This window comes from Pseudomonas fungipugnans, from assembly GCF_029955235.1.
GTDB classification, from domain to species: Bacteria; Pseudomonadota; Gammaproteobacteria; order Pseudomonadales; family Pseudomonadaceae; genus Aquipseudomonas; species Aquipseudomonas fungipugnans.
Map to the genome: position 1 here is coordinate 2,024,821 of NZ_JARBWL010000002.1, position 15,440 is coordinate 2,040,260.

General features: G+C 60.0%; 15 protein-coding genes. All 15 read left to right on the plus strand.

Annotation, left to right across the window (positions count from 1 at the left end):
* Positions 1 to 31: 31 nt before the first annotated feature.
* The 15 genes from POF45_RS24345 to fliI all read left to right on the plus strand — a co-directional run bounded on the left by POF45_RS24345 (position 32) and on the right by fliI (position 15,434).
* Positions 32 to 1,324 (plus strand): motility associated factor glycosyltransferase family protein, encoded by a 1,293-nt coding sequence (locus POF45_RS24345; protein ID WP_282316944.1) that lies wholly within the window; start codon positions 32 to 34, stop codon positions 1,322 to 1,324.
* Complete coding sequence (locus tag POF45_RS24350; RefSeq protein ID WP_282316945.1) at positions 1,321 to 1,587, plus strand: hypothetical protein; 267 nt, start codon at positions 1,321 to 1,323, stop codon at positions 1,585 to 1,587. The genes POF45_RS24345 and POF45_RS24350 overlap by 4 nt, the downstream gene beginning before the upstream one ends.
* A 243-nt stretch (positions 1,588 to 1,830) precedes the next feature.
* Positions 1,831 to 2,691 carry a flagellin domain-containing protein gene (locus tag POF45_RS24355; protein WP_259500705.1) on the plus strand — a complete coding sequence of 287 codons (861 nt, stop codon included), beginning with the start codon at positions 1,831 to 1,833 and terminating at the stop codon, positions 2,689 to 2,691.
* A 73-nt stretch (positions 2,692 to 2,764) separates the two neighbouring features.
* Positions 2,765 to 3,127: a flagellar protein FlaG gene (locus tag POF45_RS24360; RefSeq protein WP_259500707.1), complete on the plus strand. Its 363-nt coding sequence runs from the start codon at positions 2,765 to 2,767 to the stop codon at positions 3,125 to 3,127.
* 82 nt (positions 3,128 to 3,209) lie between these two features.
* Entirely contained in the window at positions 3,210 to 4,634 is a 1,425-nt protein-coding gene (gene fliD / locus POF45_RS24365) for a flagellar filament capping protein FliD (protein WP_282316946.1), read from the plus strand.
* A gap of 129 nt (positions 4,635 to 4,763) precedes the next feature.
* Entirely contained in the window at positions 4,764 to 5,159 is a 396-nt protein-coding gene (fliS, locus tag POF45_RS24370; protein ID WP_259500712.1) for a flagellar export chaperone FliS, read from the plus strand.
* 10 nt (positions 5,160 to 5,169) lie between these two features.
* Positions 5,170 to 5,466: a flagellar protein FliT gene (gene fliT / locus POF45_RS24375; protein WP_259500714.1), complete on the plus strand. Its 297-nt coding sequence runs from the start codon at positions 5,170 to 5,172 to the stop codon at positions 5,464 to 5,466.
* Between the two features lie 172 nt (positions 5,467 to 5,638).
* A complete protein-coding gene (locus POF45_RS24380) occupies positions 5,639 to 7,114 on the plus strand; it encodes a sigma-54 dependent transcriptional regulator (RefSeq protein ID WP_259500716.1) in 1,476 nt (491 codons plus the stop codon).
* A gap of 128 nt (positions 7,115 to 7,242) precedes the next feature.
* The gene (locus tag POF45_RS24385) at positions 7,243 to 8,436 is read left to right on the plus strand and encodes a sensor histidine kinase (protein ID WP_259503119.1); all 1,194 of its coding nucleotides are present in this window, start codon (positions 7,243 to 7,245) and stop codon (positions 8,434 to 8,436) included.
* A 4-nt stretch (positions 8,437 to 8,440) separates the two neighbouring features.
* On the plus strand, positions 8,441 to 9,826 hold the full coding sequence (locus POF45_RS24390; protein ID WP_282316947.1) for a sigma-54-dependent transcriptional regulator: 1,386 nt from the start codon (positions 8,441 to 8,443) through the stop codon (positions 9,824 to 9,826).
* 277 nt (positions 9,827 to 10,103) lie between these two features.
* Entirely contained in the window at positions 10,104 to 10,433 is a 330-nt protein-coding gene (gene fliE, locus POF45_RS24395) for a flagellar hook-basal body complex protein FliE (RefSeq protein WP_259500719.1), read from the plus strand.
* Positions 10,434 to 10,448: 15 nt separating this feature from the next.
* Entirely contained in the window at positions 10,449 to 12,236 is a 1,788-nt protein-coding gene (gene fliF / locus POF45_RS24400) for a flagellar basal-body MS-ring/collar protein FliF (protein ID WP_259500720.1), read from the plus strand.
* Complete coding sequence (gene fliG, locus POF45_RS24405) at positions 12,229 to 13,248, plus strand: flagellar motor switch protein FliG (RefSeq protein ID WP_003184041.1); 1,020 nt, start codon at positions 12,229 to 12,231, stop codon at positions 13,246 to 13,248. The genes fliF and fliG overlap by 8 nt, the downstream gene beginning before the upstream one ends.
* A gap of 7 nt (positions 13,249 to 13,255) precedes the next feature.
* A complete protein-coding gene (gene fliH, locus POF45_RS24410) occupies positions 13,256 to 14,086 on the plus strand; it encodes a flagellar assembly protein FliH (RefSeq protein WP_282316948.1) in 831 nt (276 codons plus the stop codon).
* Entirely contained in the window at positions 14,076 to 15,434 is a 1,359-nt protein-coding gene (fliI, locus tag POF45_RS24415; RefSeq protein ID WP_259500728.1) for a flagellar protein export ATPase FliI, read from the plus strand. Before fliH ends, fliI begins: the two co-directional genes overlap by 11 nt.
* Positions 15,435 to 15,440 lie beyond the last annotated feature (6 nt).

Here is a 15,440-nt window from a genome sequence, read left to right on the forward strand (position 1 = left end):
ATTTTTTTGCCTGTATGAAATGCGAGGCGGCATGAGCGAATGCTTTGACGACAATGCCCAGGTGATCCAGCGGCGCTGGCCGACGCTGTTTGCGCGATTGCTGAGCGAAGACAGCGCGGCTATCCAGGCTGAACTGACTGAAGGCCTGGGTTCGACCCTGAGCGTGGCCGGGATTCAATTGACCAGTCGCCATGATCGGGTTCACGAAGCCCGGGTGCAGGCGGCGAGCCTGCCACTCGACAAGCCCCAACTGCATGTCTACGGCACAGGGCTCGGCGACTTGCCAACCGTGCTGCTGGAGCGTGCCGGGCTTGAGCGTTTGTACGTGCACATCCTCAACGGCGCGCTGTTTGCGCTGGTGTTGCAACTGCTCGACCAGCGGCCATGGCTCGATGATCCGCGGGTAGAGCTGCTGTACGCCGGGGATCTGCCGGATATCTGCACGCCGTTTTTTGCCTTGCCTGCCGAAATGCTGCTGGCGGATGACTTCAACGCCAAGATTCGCGATCGACTGGTCAGCGAAGTGCACATGAGCTTCAACAACCGTGAGTTCGACCCACAGTCGCCATTCATTCAGCAGCGCCTGCAGGACTGCCTCGATGTGCTGCTCGCCGATGACGATGTGGCGCAATTGTTCGGCACCTGTACTGGCCGTGAAATCTATGTCATTGGCACCGGGCCGACGCTGGAAGGGCATTTCGAGCAGTTGGCGGCGATTCGCGCGCAGGCCGTGCGGCCACTGTTCATCTGTGTCGATACGGCTTATCGCCCGCTGCGTGAACACGGGATCGCCCCGGATCTGGTGGTGAGCATCGATCAGCGCATCAGCTTTCGGCACCTGCCCTGCGAGGAGTCGGATGGCATCCCGCTGGTGTACCTGCCCATGAGCGACCCGGTGGTGCTGAAGGCCTGGAAGGGCAAGCGCTACGGCGGTTACTCCGCCAGCCCGGTCTATGCCGCGCTGCGTCAGCAATATCCACGGGGGCAACTGCATGTGGGGGGCAGCGTGATTCACCCGGCGGTGGACCTGGCCGTGAAGATGGGTGCCGCGCGCATTACTCTGTTCGGCGCCGATTTCGCCTTTGCGATGAACAAGACCCACGCCAGCTGGAATGACGGTGACCTGGGGCCTGCCGTGAATCAGGCCCGGCACTGGGTGCGGGACGGACATGGCGAGCGGGTCAGGACCCAGCTGAATTTTCGCGGCTATCTGTGTGTGCTGGAACGCTACATCGCCGCGCACCCGCAGGTGCACTTTTTCAACAGCAGCCGGGCAGGGGCGATGATTGCCGGGACGCAGTTCAACCAGGAGTTTGTGCAATGAATGCGCCGGTGACGTGCGTCAGCCAATGCCGTCAGTGCGCCGGGTTGTTTCGACTGGGGCGCGATGTCGAGGCTGCGCTGACCATGGTTGATGTATTCGATGAGGCGCAACAGCTTTTAGTGTCTGCGCCAAAAGAGATTCAACAGTCCTGGGCATCCGTGCTGACGCAAATGCTCGCCTGCCAGGAGCGCCAGGACTGGTTGGGGCTTGCCGATTTCATCGAGTACGAGTTGGTTGAACTGCTGCAAAACGTTCAGGGCTGAAGGCGACCGACGGCCCTGGCGCGCAGGTTGGCGAAGAGGACAGTTTTATGACGTCATTTTTTCGCTGGAGGGAGGGCGCCAAGTCCTTGTTTTTCAGGGGGTGGCAGGGTGATGGCAAATTTTTTTCAAAAAGCCCTCAAGCAACCTGCCAACCCGACGATAACTATTACGAAGGTTCTCTAGGCCATACCCGGCGGTTGCCAGGGCCGGAAGCCGCAGTACCCAACCAACGAGGAATTCGTCATGGCTTTAACAGTAAACACCAACGTAACGTCTCTGGCAGTTCAGAAAAACCTGAACACTGCTGCTGATGCTCTCTCTACCTCGATGACCCGTCTGTCTTCCGGCCTGAAAATCAACAGCGCTAAAGACGACGCTGCCGGCCTGCAGATCGCTACTCGCATGAGCAGCCAGATCCGTGGTCAGAACGTTGCGGTTAAAAACGCCAACGACGGTATCTCGATGGCTCAGACCGCTGAAGGCGCTCTGCAAGAATCGACCAACATTCTGCAACGTATGCGTGAACTGGCTGTACAAGCACGTAACGGCACCAACGGCACTGCTGACCAGACCGCAACCAACGCTGAATTCGCTCAGATGTCTGACGAACTGACTCGTATCGCGGCTTCGACCAACCTGAACGGCAAAAACCTGCTGGACGGTTCGGCTGGCACCATGACCCTGCAAGTGGGCGCCAACGTTGGTACTGCCAACCACATCGACCTGGTACTGAGCTCCAAGTTCGACGCCGTCAGCATGTCTGTGGACAAGGCTACTCTGGCCCTGACCGGTGCTGCTGGTACTGGTGCTGGTTCCGCTTCCCTGAACATCGACAACGCGATCACCGCGATCGACGCTGCAATCGCTCAGATCGGCGCAACCCGTGCAAACCTGGGTGCTTCGCAAAACCGTCTGACCAGCACCATCTCCAACCTGCAAAACATCACTGAAAACGTTACTGCTGCTCAAGGTCGCGTACAAGATACCGACTTCGCCGCAGAAACCGCTAACCTGACCAAACAGCAAACTCTGCAACAAGCTTCCACCGCTGTTCTGGCCCAGGCTAACCAGCTGCCATCCGCTGTACTGAAACTGCTTCAGTAATATCGGGTCGGGTTTTGGCGGGGGAGTGCGCTTGCGTGCTCTCTCGCTTTTTACTTTCTAAGAGGTGATGGTCATGGACATGAGCGTTAAGCTGAATCTGTCTTACCCGGCCGCAAAACCGGCGGTCAATACTACCGATACGCCGACAGATGCGCCTCGTGTAGACGATGCCAAGCCAGCCTCTGCGACAAGTAATGGCTCGGATTCGGATAGTTCGGACAAGTTGAAAATGGCCGTTCAGGAGATCGAAAAGTTCGTTCAGTCGGTCAAGCGCAATCTGGAGTTTTCCATTGACGAGACGTCCGGTCAGGTCGTTGTCAAAGTCATCGCCAGCGAGTCTGGTGAAGTGGTACGACAGATTCCGTCGGCAGAAGCCTTGAAATTGGCTGAAAGCCTGCACAACGCCAGTAATGTTTTGTTTGATGCCAAAGCCTGACACTGGCATGAAACGTGTTTGTACGATCATTGATCGCTGACAGTGGTCAAAAGACCGGCGACATACAGAGAGGGAGATGCACATGGCAAGTCCAATTTTACCGGGTACGGGTCTGGGTTCCGGGCTCGATATCGGTTCGATCGTCACGGCGCTCGTCAACGCTGACAAGTCAGCCAAGCAGACTCAGATCACCGATCAGACGACTACCACCACCGCGAAGATTTCCGCGACAGGTGCAGTGAAGTCGGCCCTGACGGCTTTCCAGACGGCCCTGACCACCCTCGGCAGTACTAGTACGCCAGCCTTTGCCGGTTTTTCGGCAACGTCGGGTACGCCCACATCCCTGTCGGTGACTTCGGACAATACTGCGGTTAACGGCAGTTACAACGTGCTGGTGACTCAGCTTGCCACTGGCTCGAAAGTGGCCACTGCTGCCTTTTCCGGCGGCGCCAGCAGTGCCATTCCGACTGGTACCCTGACCATCAGTCAAAATGGTATTGCCTACCCTGTCACCGTTGCAGCCGGCGCGACCTTGCAGTCGACCCGTGATGCGATCAACAGCACCCTGCAAACCAAGGGTATTACCGCCAACATTGTGACCGACGCGAACGGCTCACGGCTGGTCGTGGGTTCGACCACCACCGGTGCCGGCTCTGACATTTCCATGAGCGGGATCGCCGGGCTTGAAGTCAACGGCGCTACCAAGATGGACGGTACCGCGACTGGTGCCGGCTACATTGGTGCCTTGGCCCAGGACGCCTCCTATAGCGTCGATGGTCTGGCGATGACCAGCAAAAGCAATACCATCAGCGGGGCTGTAGGCGGTATCAGCATGACCCTGTTGGCGGCTAATCCGACGGTACCGGTTGTCGTCACGGTAGGCACCAACTCTGATGGCCTGAAAACCAGTCTTCAGAGCTTTATCGATGCCTACAACAAAGTCATCAGCACGCTGACCGCCTATACCACGCCAAGCCTGGACAGTGACGGCAATCCGACTGTTTCCAACGCGATGACCGGTGACTCGTTGCCGCGTAACCTGATTCAGGCCATGCGCGACCAGCTGACCACCGTTCCCTCCGATGCGGGCGGCAGCCAATTGGCGGTACTGGCGCAGTTGGGTATCACCACGGATCAGAAAGCCGGGACCTTGAGTCTCGACACCACCAAGTTCGCCGACGCAATGACGAACAAGGGGATGGGTGGTCAGGTGCAGGCGCTGTTCAGCGGCACCACAAGCACCAATGGCTTGCTCGCGCGCATGAGCAATGCGGTCAACCCTTACTCTCAGACTGGCGGCATTCTGGATCAGCGGACCACCACTCTGAACATGAATCAGAGCGATCTGACCAATCAGCAAGCGGCTCTGGACCTGCGTGTCACCAACCTGACCGCCTCCCTGACGGCCAAGTACAACGCGATGGACCTGCTGGTCGGCCAGATGAAGGCGACGGCTGCCAACATCACCGGCTTCTTTGCGTCGTTGAACGCTCAGAAGTCCAGCTAGTCATGAGCTGACGACAAAAACCCGGCTACGCTTTTCGGCGTGCGCCGGGTTTTTGTCTTCTGATCTAAAGTTTTTTGATTCGCAGGCGATACACTGGTCATACGAGTCATTGTGGCAATGAGGTAGAGCATGAATCCGATGTTAGCCCTTCGGCAATATCAGAAGGTAGGCGCCCAGGCGCAGACGTCCGAAGCCAGCCCGCACCGTCTGGTGCAGATGCTGATGGAAGGCGGCCTGGATCGCATCGCCCAGGCCAAAGGCGCCATGGAGCGCAACGACATTCCTGGCAAGGGCGTGTCGATCGGCAAGGCCATCGGCATTATCGGTGGCCTGCGTGAAGGTCTGGATCTTGAAAAGGCGGCCGAAACGGTCGGCGAACTGGATCGCCTTTATTCGTACATGATGAAGCGCCTCGCCGAGGCGAACATCAAAAGCGATCCGCGAATTCTTGATGAAGTCGCTGGTTTGCTGCGCACGGTCAAAGAAGGCTGGGATGCCATCGCCGCGCCAGGTCCGCAGTTCTAAGGAGATCACCATGAGTCTTGTATTGCAGCGAATCGAACAAACCCGTGAAGCGCTGGTCGGTGCCCTGGCCGAGCGCAACTGGGAGGCGATCGGTCAATTGGACCTGGATTGCCGTTCCTGCATGGAAGACGTCTTGAGTGAGGCTTCGCTGGACGAGGAGGCGTTACGCGGGAATCTGGAGGAGCTGCTGTATGTCTACAAGCAGCTGCTTGAGGTGGCCATGGGCGAGAGGCAAGCGATAGTCGACGAGATGTCTCAGATCCAGCAAGCGCGCAACGCCGCAAAGGTTTACCATCTGTTTGGTTAATTGACACTCGGTTAAACCAGACATGCGCGCCATAAATTTGACTGTGCACGGTTTTTTGACTTAACTAGTGGCTGGTTACAGATTTCAGGCGTCTACAGGCATAACGTGTCTGCAAGCGTCTAGCTTGCCCCCTCATTTCGGGCATTGAGTTGACTAGGGAAGTTGCTATTGCATGTGGCGTGAAACCAAAATTCTGCTGATTGATGACGATAGCGTCCGCCGCCGCGATTTGGCGGTGATTTTAAATTTTCTCGGCGAAGAAAATTTACCCTGCGGTAGCCATGACTGGCAGCAGGCGGTCGGCTCTTTGTCATCCAGTCGTGAAGTCATTTGTGTCCTGATCGGTACGGTCAGTGCCCCTGGGGCACTTCCGGGCTTGTTAAAGACACTCTCAACCTGGGATGAGTTCCTTCCGGTTTTGTTAATGGGCGATAATTCTTCCGTTGACTTGCCCGAGGACCAGCGTCGCCGGGTGCTTTCGACCCTGGAAATGCCGCCCAGCTACAGCAAATTGCTTGACTCCCTGCACCGTGCCCAGGTCTATCGCGAGATGTACGACCAGGCCCGCGAGCGCGGCCGTCACCGTGAGCCCAACCTGTTCCGCAGCCTCGTCGGCACCAGTCGCGCGATCCAGCACGTGCGCCAGATGATGCAGCAAGTGGCCGACACCGACGCCAGCGTGCTGATCCTCGGCGAATCCGGCACCGGCAAGGAAGTGGTTGCGCGCAATCTGCACTATCACTCCAAACGCCGCGATGCGCCGTTCGTACCGGTCAACTGCGGGGCGATCCCGGCCGAGTTGCTGGAAAGCGAACTGTTCGGCCACGAGAAGGGCGCCTTTACCGGGGCGATCACCAGCCGTGCCGGGCGTTTCGAACTGGCCAACGGCGGCACCCTGTTCCTCGACGAAATCGGCGACATGCCACTGCCGATGCAGGTCAAGCTGCTGCGCGTCCTGCAAGAACGCACCTTCGAGCGTGTGGGCAGCAACAAGACCCAGAGCGTCGACGTGCGCATCATTGCCGCCACCCACAAGAATCTCGAAAGCATGATCGAGATCGGTACGTTCCGCGAAGATCTCTACTATCGCCTGAACGTGTTCCCGATCGAGATGGCGCCGTTGCGCGAGCGTGTCGAAGACATCCCGTTGCTGATGAACGAGTTGATCTCGCGCATGGAGCACGAAAAGCGCGGTTCGATCCGGTTCAACTCGGCGGCAATCATGTCCCTGTGCCGTCACGGCTGGCCGGGCAACGTCCGCGAGCTGGCCAACCTGGTTGAGCGCATGGCGATCATGCATCCGTACGGGGTGATCGGTGTGGTCGAGTTGCCGAAGAAATTCCGCTACGTCGATGACGAAGACGAGCAAATGGTCGACAGCCTGCGCAGCGATCTTGAAGAGCGTGTAGCCATCAACGGCCACACCCCGGACTTCACGGCCAACGCACTGCTGCCGCCGGAAGGTCTGGACCTGAAGGACTACCTCGGTGGTCTGGAGCAAGGCCTGATTCAGCAGGCCCTGGACGACGCCAACGGTATCGTGGCCCGCGCCGCCGAACGCCTGCGTATTCGTCGCACCACGCTGGTTGAGAAGATGCGCAAGTACGGCATGAGTCGTCGTGAAGGTGATGAACAGGCAGATGATTGACGCCTGTTTTTCAACTAGCTGATTTATAGGCGGTTTTTTTTAGGCACGGGTATTGCTACATCACTCGCAACGTTCCGTTTAACTGACGGTCAGCCAAGCGAGAGACCACGATGCCCCAAGCCGCCCAGATGTCTTCTGTCCCTGACACTTCGGGGCAACCGTCGTCCGTAGAGCAGGCAAGCCGTCTCGGTCTCGAGCAGGCTTTTGCCCTGTTCAATCAGATGTCGAGCCAATTGACTGACTCCTACAGCATGCTCGAAGCCCGGGTCACCGAGCTCAAGGGCGAGCTGGCAGTCGTCAGCGCTCAACGTATGCAGGAACTGGCGGAAAAAGAGCGCCTGGCCAACCGTCTGCAAAACCTCCTTGATCTGTTACCCGGTGGCGTTATCGTCATCGATGCCCAGGGCATGGTGCGCGAAGCCAATCCGGCGGCGTGCGAACTGCTCGGTCTGCCGCTTGAAGGCGAGTTGTGGCGACACGTTATTGCCCGCTGCTTTGCGCCCCGTGAAGACGACGGCCACGAAATTTCTCTCAAGGACGGTCGCCGCCTGTCGATCGCCACTCGCTCGCTGGATGCCGAGCCCGGTCAGTTGGTGCTGCTCAACGACCTCACCGAAACTCGTCAGTTGCAAGGCCAGCTGGCTCGCCACGAGCGACTGTCGTCGCTGGGGCGCATGGTTGCGTCCCTGGCTCACCAGATTCGTACACCGCTGTCGGCGGCACTGCTCTACGCCAGTCATTTGACTGAGCAGGCGTTGCCGGTCGAAACCCAGCAGCGTTTTGCCGGGCGTCTCAAAGAGCGTTTGCACGAGCTTGAGCATCAGGTTCGCGACATGCTGGTGTTTGCGCGTGGGGAACTGCCGCTCACCAATCGCGTGACGCCCAAGGCGTTGATGCAGGCGCTGCAAGCAGCGGCGCTGACCCACGTCCAGGAGTTGTCGGTTCGCTGGCAGTGCGACAGTCATTGCGGTGAGTTGCTGTGCAATCGCGACACCCTGGTCGGCGCCATTCTCAATTTGATCGACAACGCGATTCAGGCCAGCGGCGGCAATGTACGCCTCAAGGTGCACCTCTATACCCGTGGCAACATCCTGCGCTTGTGCGTCAGTGATAGCGGCAGCGGTATCGAGGCGGCCGTACTGGCGCGCCTGGGCGAACCGTTTTTCACCACCAAGACCACCGGAACCGGCCTGGGCCTGACCGTGGTCAAGGCAGTGGCCCGCGCTCATCAGGGAGAATTGCAGTTGCGCTCGCGGCTCGGTCGCGGCACCTGTGCGCTGATGTCCCTGCCGTTGTTTTCCAGCGCTCAGGAAATGGAGTAAGGACATGCCCATCAAGGTTCTACTGGTCGAGGATGACCGTGCGCTGCGCGAAGCGCTGGCCGATACACTACTGCTTGCGGGACACGACTACACGGCGGTCTGTTCGGCGGAAGAGGCGCTGATGGCGGTGTCTGCCGAGGCGTTCAGCCTGGTGGTCAGTGATGTCAACATGCCTGGCATGGACGGCCATCAATTGCTCGGCTTGCTGCGCAGTCGCCAGCCGCAATTGCCCGTGTTGTTGATGACCGCGCACGGCGCGGTCGAGCGCGCCGTGGATGCCATGCGTCAAGGCGCATCGGATTATCTGGTCAAGCCGTTTGAGCCCAAGGCGCTGCTGGATCTGGTGGCGCGTCACGCCTTGGGCGGTCTCGGTGCCGCCGAAGGTGAAGGGCCTGTGGCCTTCGAGCCCGCCAGCGCTCAGTTGCTGGAGCTGGCCGCTCGGGTGGCGCGCAGCGATTCCACGGTGTTGATCTCGGGCGAGTCCGGCACCGGCAAGGAAGTGCTGGCGCGCTACATCCACCAGCATTCTCATCGCGCCAGTCAGCCATTCATTGCGATCAACTGCGCAGCGATCCCTGACAACATGCTCGAAGCCACCTTGTTCGGCCATGAAAAGGGATCGTTCACCGGAGCGATTGCGGCTCAGGCCGGCAAGTTCGAGCAGGCCGATGGCGGCACCATTCTGCTCGATGAAATTTCCGAAATGCCCTTGGGGCTGCAAGCCAAGCTCCTGCGCGTTTTGCAGGAGCGCGAAGTCGAGCGTGTCGGTGCGCGCAAGCCCATCGCCCTGGACATTCGCGTGGTCGCCACCACCAACCGTGATTTGGCCGGTGAAGTGGCGGCGGGGCGCTTTCGTGAAGATCTTTACTATCGGCTGTCGGTTTTTCCGCTGGCCTGGCGCCCGTTGCGCGAGCGCACCGCCGATATCCTGCCGCTGGCCGAGCGCCTGCTGGCCAAACACGTCAATAAAATGAAGCATGCTGCCGCCAGGCTGTCGGCCGACGCTCAGGCGTGCCTGATCGCCTACCCATGGCCGGGTAATGTGCGCGAACTGGACAACGCCATTCAGCGGGCGCTGATTCTGCAGCAGGGCGGCTTGATTCAGCCGCAGGATTTTTGTCTGTCGGGGACGGTGGTTTGTGCGCCATTGCCGACCCTGGCGCCTGCATCGGCGCGCGTGGTGGAAGTCGAGACGGAATCCGCTGGGGCTTTGGGCGATGACCTGCGCCGCCGGGAGTTCCAGATGATCATCGACACCCTGCGTTCCGAGCGCGGTCGTCGCAAAGAGGCGGCCGAGCGGCTGGGCATCAGCCCGCGTACCTTGCGCTACAAACTGGCGCAGATGCGTGACGCCGGCATGGACGTGGAAGCGTATCTGTTCGCCACCTGAGGCCTGACTGAAACAACCCCGATCCAAATGTGGGCGCGAGCCTGCTCGCGAAAGCGGTGTGACAGTTACATAAAATTTGACTGACCCGACCTCTTCGCGAGCAGGCTCGCTCCCACAGTGGTTTGTGGTGATTCACGGTGAAGACAAAGCCCAGGGAAGGCTTTTGTGAAACAAGGCCACGGAGCTGGCACCCTTGTTGCTAACACCTCACTACCCGCCGAGTGAGTGTCAAAAAATTGCGGGTCGTCAAAGACGTAGCTCGTCAAAGAGAGAAACCATGAGCCAAGGTATTGAATTCAATCGGTTGATGCTGGATATGCGTTCCATGCAAATGGACGCCATGTCGGCACCGAAATCGACTGCGGCAGTCCCCGAGTTGGGCGGCAGCAGCTTTGCCGACATGCTCGGTCAGGCCGTCAATAAAGTGAACGACACCCAACAGGCTTCCAATCAGTTGGCCAGCGCCTTCGAGATTGGCAAGAGCGGCGTCGACCTGACGGACGTAATGATTTCTTCGCAAAAAGCCAGCGTGTCGTTTCAGGCGCTGACGCAAGTGCGTAACAAGTTGGTTCAGGCATACCAAGACATCATGCAGATGCCGGTTTAAGGACGAGATTGAGTCATGGCAGAAGCAGTCGCCGATAATGTTCCGGCCAAGGGCACCCCGATAGACGGCAAACCGCCGCTGTTCGGCCTGTCCTTCCTGGAAAACCTCTCCGAGATGACCATGCTGCGTCAGGTGGGCCTGTTGGTCGGCCTGGCTGCGAGCGTGGCGATTGGCTTTGCCGTGGTGTTGTGGTCGCAGCAGCCGGACTATCGGCCTCTGTACGGCAGTCTTGCCGGTATGGACGCCAAGCAGGTCATGGAAACCCTGGCCGCCGCCGACATCCCTTATACCGTTGAACCCAATTCCGGTGCCTTGCTGGTCAAGGCCGATGATGTGTCGCGCGCGCGGCTCAAGCTCGCAGCCGCTGGTGTCACTCCCAGCGACGGCAACATCGGTTTCGAGATCCTCGACAAGGAACAGGGGCTGGGCACCAGCCAGTTCATGGAAGCGACCCGTTATCGTCGCGGCCTGGAAGGTGAACTGGCGCGGACCATCTCCAGCCTGAACAACGTCAAGGGCGCTCGCGTGCACCTGGCGATTCCGAAAAGTTCGGTATTTGTGCGCGATGAGCGCAAACCCAGTGCTTCGATTCTGGTTGAACTGTATTCCGGCCGCTCCCTGGAGCCGGGCCAGGTACTGGCGATCATCAATCTGGTGGCCACCAGCGTTCCCGAGCTGAGCAAGTCGCAGATTACCGTCGTCGACCAGAAGGGCAACCTGCTGTCCGATCAGGCAGAGAACTCCGAACTGACCATGGCCGGCAAGCAGTTCGACTACAGCCGCCGCATGGAAAGCATGCTGACTCAGCGCGTACACAACATTCTGCAACCGGTGCTGGGCAACGATCGCTATAAAGCCGAAGTGTCGGCTGATGTGGATTTCAGCGCCGTCGAATCGACCTCCGAGCAGTTCAACCCGGACCAACCGGCGTTGCGCAGCGAGCAATCGGTCAACGAACAGCGTACCGCCAGCAATGGCCCGCAAGGCGTGCCGGGGGCCCTGAGCAACCAGCCACCGTCGCCGGCTTCTGCGCCACAAAAAACCGGTGGTGCGCCTGCGGCGGCCGGCATGGTGCAGCCCGGTCAGCCCTTGCTCGATGCCAATGGTCAGCAAATCATGGACCCGGCCACCGGCCAGCCTATGCTTGCTCCTTACCCGGCGGACAAGCGTCAACAATCCACCAAGAACTTCGAGCTTGACCGCTCCATCAGCCACACCAAGCAACAGCAGGGGCGTTTGAACCGTCTGTCGGTGTCGGTGGTGGTCGATGACCAGGTCAAGATCAACCCGGCCAATGGTGAAACCACCCGCTCGCCGTGGAACGCCGACGAATTGGCGCGCTTCACCCGCCTGGTGCAGGACGCCGTCGGTTTCGACGCCAGTCGTGGTGACAGCGTCAGCGTGATCAACATGCCGTTCTCCGCTGAACGCGGCGAAGTGATTGCCGATATTCCGTTCTACTCCCAGCCCTGGTTCTGGGACATCGTCAAGCAAGTGCTGGGTGTGTTGTTCATCCTGGTGCTGGTGTTTGGCGTGCTGCGTCCGGTGTTGAACAACATCACCGGTGGCGGCAAAGGCAAACAGCTGGCCGGCCTGGGCAGTGACGTCGAGTTGGGTGGCATGGGCGGCCTGGATGGCGAACTGTCCAACGACCGCGTCAGCCTCGGCGGCCCGCAAAGCATCCTGCTGCCGAGCCCGAGCGAAGGCTATGACGCACAGCTGAATGCAATCAAGAGTCTGGTGGCAGAAGATCCGGGTCGCGTGGCCCAGGTCGTGAAAGAGTGGATTAACGCAGATGAGTGATAACCGAGCCGCTGTCGCCAAACTGTCCCGGGTCGATAAAGCCGCGATTCTGCTGCTGTCCCTGGGTTCAACCGATGCCGCGCAAGTGCTGCGCCACATGGGGCCCAAAGAGGTCCAGCGTGTGGGTGTGGCCATGGCCCAGATGGGCAACGTGCACCGCGAGCAGGTCGAGCAGGTGATGAGCGAGTTCGTCGACATCGTCGGCGATCAGACCAGCCTGGGTGTCGGTTCCGACGACTACGTGCGCAAAATGCTTACCCAGGCCCTGGGCGAAGACAAGGCCAACGGCCTGATCGACCGTATCCTGCTGGGCGGCAACACCAGCGGCCTCGACAGCCTGAAGTGGATGGAGCCGCGCGCCGTCGCCGACGTGATCCGTTACGAGCACCCGCAGATCCAGGCGATAGTCGTGGCCTACCTCGACCCCGACCAGGCCGGTGAAGTGCTGGGCAACTTCGACCACAAGGTGCGTCTGGACATCATTCTGCGGGTTTCCTCGCTGAACACCGTGCAGCCAGCGGCGCTGAAAGAACTCAACCAGATTCTCGAGAAGCAGTTCTCCGGCAATTCGAACGCCTCGCGCACCACCCTGGGTGGCATCAAGCGTGCAGCCGACATCATGAACTTCCTCGACAGTTCGATCGAAGGTCAGCTCATGGACTCGATCCGCGAAGTCGACGAAGACCTGTCCGGTCAGATCGAAGACCTCATGTTCGTGTTCAACAACCTGTCCGATGTCGACGACCGTGGCATTCAGGCGTTGCTGCGCGAAGTGTCCTCCGACGTGCTGGTGCTGGCCCTCAAGGGTTCGGACGAAGGCGTCAAGGAGAAGATCTTCAAGAACATGTCCAAGCGGGCGGCCGAACTGTTGCGCGACGACCTGGAGGCCAAAGGCCCGGTGCGTGTCAGCGACGTGGAAACCGCACAGAAAGAAATCCTCACCATTGCCCGCCGTATGGCCGAAGCCGGAGAAATCGTTCTCGGCGGGAAGGGCGGCGAAGAGATGATCTAAGGTCACTATGTCGTCCAAACATGATGAGTCCCAGACCGACCTGATCCGTGGCAAGGGCGTCGGCACTTTCGACGTCTGGTCGCTGCCCAGTTTCGACCCGTTTGTGCCCGAGCCCGAGCCGGAACCCGAGCCTGAACCGCCGGAGATGGAAGAAGTGCCGCTGGACGAAGTCCAGCCACTGACCCTCGAAGAGCTCGAAAGCATTCGCCAGGAGGCCTATAACGAAGGCTTCGCCATTGGCGAAAAAGAAGGCTTTCACAGCGCCACGCTCAAGGTCCGTCAGGAAGCCGATGTGGCCCTGTCGGCCAAGATCGTCGGCCTGGAACAACTGATGGCCAACCTGTTCGAGCCCATCGCCGAGCAGGATTCCCAGATCGAAAAGTCGCTGGTCGACCTCGTGCAGCACATCACCAGGCAAGTGATTCAGCGCGAACTGGCCATCGATTCGACGCAAATCGAACACGTCATGCGCGAGGCTCTCAAGCTGCTGCCGCTGGGCGTGGGCAATGTGCGGCTGTACATCAATCCGCAGGATTTCGAACAGGTCAAAGCCCTGCGCGAGCGCCATGAAGAAACCTGGCGCATCGTCGAGGACGAAGCGCTGTTGCCGGGCGGTTGCCGGGTCGAGACCGAACACAGCCGCATCGACGCGACCGTGGAAACCCGCGTGGCGCAGGTCATGGCCAAGCTCTTCGATCAGTTGCACGAACAGGCGCTGCACCCGGCTGAGCCGGACCTGAGCCTGGAGTTGCCCGAGGCCGCCAAGCCTGAGGTCGACCCTGGCGTCGAAGCCGATGCAGCGCTGCAAACCCCGCCGGACACCCCCGATGCGCCTTGATCGCACCAGCTTCGCCAAGCGCCTGAGCGGTTACACCGAGGCCGCCACGCTTGCCGGTGCACCGATTCTTGAGGGCCGCTTGCTGCGCATGGTCGGCCTGACCCTCGAAGCCGAGGGCTTGCGCGCGGCCATGGGCAGTCGCTGCATGGTCATCAATGACGACAGTTATCACCCGGTGCAGGTCGAAGCCGAAGTCATGGGCTTCTCCGGCAGCAAGGTATTTCTGATGCCGGTCGGCAGCGTCGCCGGTATCGCCCCCGGCGCTCGTGTGGTGCCACTGGCTGATACCGGCCGCCTGCCGATGGGCATGAGCATGCTCGGCCGGGTACTCGACGGTGCCGGTCGGGCCCTCGATGGCAAAGGTGGAATGAAGGCCGAAGACTGGGTGCCGATGGACGGCCCGACCATCAACCCGCTCAAGCGCGAGCCGATCAGCGAGCCGCTGGACGTGGGCATTCGCTGCATCAACGGTTTATTGACGGTCGGTCGCGGCCAGCGTCTTGGCCTGTTCGCCGGTACGGGTGTCGGTAAATCGGTGTTGCTCGGCATGATGACCCGCTTCACCGAGGCCGACATTATCGTCGTCGGGCTGATCGGTGAGCGGGGCCGCGAAGTCAAGGAATTCATCGAAAACATTCTCGGTGAAGAAGGCCTCAAGCGCTCGGTGGTCGTCGCGTCCCCGGCGGACGATGCGCCGCTGATGCGTTTGCGAGCGGCCATGTACTGCACGCGCATCGCCGAATATTTCCGCGACAAGGGCAAGAACGTCCTGTTGCTGATGGATTCACTGACCCGTTTCGCCCAGGCCCAGCGGGAAATCGCCTTGGCCATTGGCGAGCCGCCGGCGACCAAGGGTTATCCGCCGTCGGTATTCGCCAAGTTGCCGAAACTGGTGGAGCGCGCCGGTAACGCCGAGAAGGGGGGTGGTTCGATCACCGCGTTCTACACCGTATTGTCCGAAGGCGATGACCAGCAGGACCCGATCGCCGACTCGGCTCGGGGCGTACTCGACGGCCACATCGTGCTGTCCCGGCGCCTGGCTGAAGAAGGCCATTACCCGGCCATCGATATCGAGGCGTCCATCAGTCGGGTCATGCCATCGGTGGTGTCGCCGGAACACATGGTCCGTGCCCAGTACTTCAAGCAGCTGTGGTCGCGTTATCAGCAGAGTCGCGACCTGATCAGCGTCGGCGCCTACGTCGCTGGCGGTGACCGGGAAACCGACCTGGCGATTTCGCTGCAACCGCAACTGGCCAAATACCTGCGTCAGGGCCTTAACGACAGCATCAGCATGGGCGAAAGCGAAGCCTATCTCGGCACGATCTTCGCCCCGGCGGCCGGCGGCTAACCGGCC

Excerpts from the sequence above, each read along its gene's own strand:
- fliE (WP_259500719.1), top strand. The coding sequence starts at position 10,104 with ATGAGCCAAGGTATTGAATTCAATCGGTTGATGCTGGATATGCGTTCC.
- fliG (WP_003184041.1), top strand. The coding sequence starts at position 12,229 with ATGAGTGATAACCGAGCCGCTGTCGCCAAACTGTCCCGGGTCGATAAA.
- POF45_RS24350 (WP_282316945.1), top strand. The coding sequence starts at position 1,321 with ATGAATGCGCCGGTGACGTGCGTCAGCCAATGCCGTCAGTGCGCCGGG.
- POF45_RS24390 (WP_282316947.1), top strand. The coding sequence starts at position 8,441 with ATGCCCATCAAGGTTCTACTGGTCGAGGATGACCGTGCGCTGCGCGAA.
- fliS (WP_259500712.1), top strand. The coding sequence starts at position 4,764 with ATGAATCCGATGTTAGCCCTTCGGCAATATCAGAAGGTAGGCGCCCAG.
- POF45_RS24360 (WP_259500707.1), top strand. The coding sequence starts at position 2,765 with ATGGACATGAGCGTTAAGCTGAATCTGTCTTACCCGGCCGCAAAACCG.
- POF45_RS24385 (WP_259503119.1), top strand. The coding sequence starts at position 7,243 with ATGTCTTCTGTCCCTGACACTTCGGGGCAACCGTCGTCCGTAGAGCAG.
- fliI (WP_259500728.1), top strand. The coding sequence starts at position 14,076 with ATGCGCCTTGATCGCACCAGCTTCGCCAAGCGCCTGAGCGGTTACACC.
- POF45_RS24345 (WP_282316944.1), top strand. The coding sequence starts at position 32 with ATGAGCGAATGCTTTGACGACAATGCCCAGGTGATCCAGCGGCGCTGG.
- fliF (WP_259500720.1), top strand. The coding sequence starts at position 10,449 with ATGGCAGAAGCAGTCGCCGATAATGTTCCGGCCAAGGGCACCCCGATA.
- fliD (WP_282316946.1), top strand. The coding sequence starts at position 3,210 with ATGGCAAGTCCAATTTTACCGGGTACGGGTCTGGGTTCCGGGCTCGAT.
- POF45_RS24355 (WP_259500705.1), top strand. The coding sequence starts at position 1,831 with ATGGCTTTAACAGTAAACACCAACGTAACGTCTCTGGCAGTTCAGAAA.
- fliT (WP_259500714.1), top strand. The coding sequence starts at position 5,170 with ATGAGTCTTGTATTGCAGCGAATCGAACAAACCCGTGAAGCGCTGGTC.
- POF45_RS24380 (WP_259500716.1), top strand. The coding sequence starts at position 5,639 with ATGTGGCGTGAAACCAAAATTCTGCTGATTGATGACGATAGCGTCCGC.
- fliH (WP_282316948.1), top strand. The coding sequence starts at position 13,256 with ATGTCGTCCAAACATGATGAGTCCCAGACCGACCTGATCCGTGGCAAG.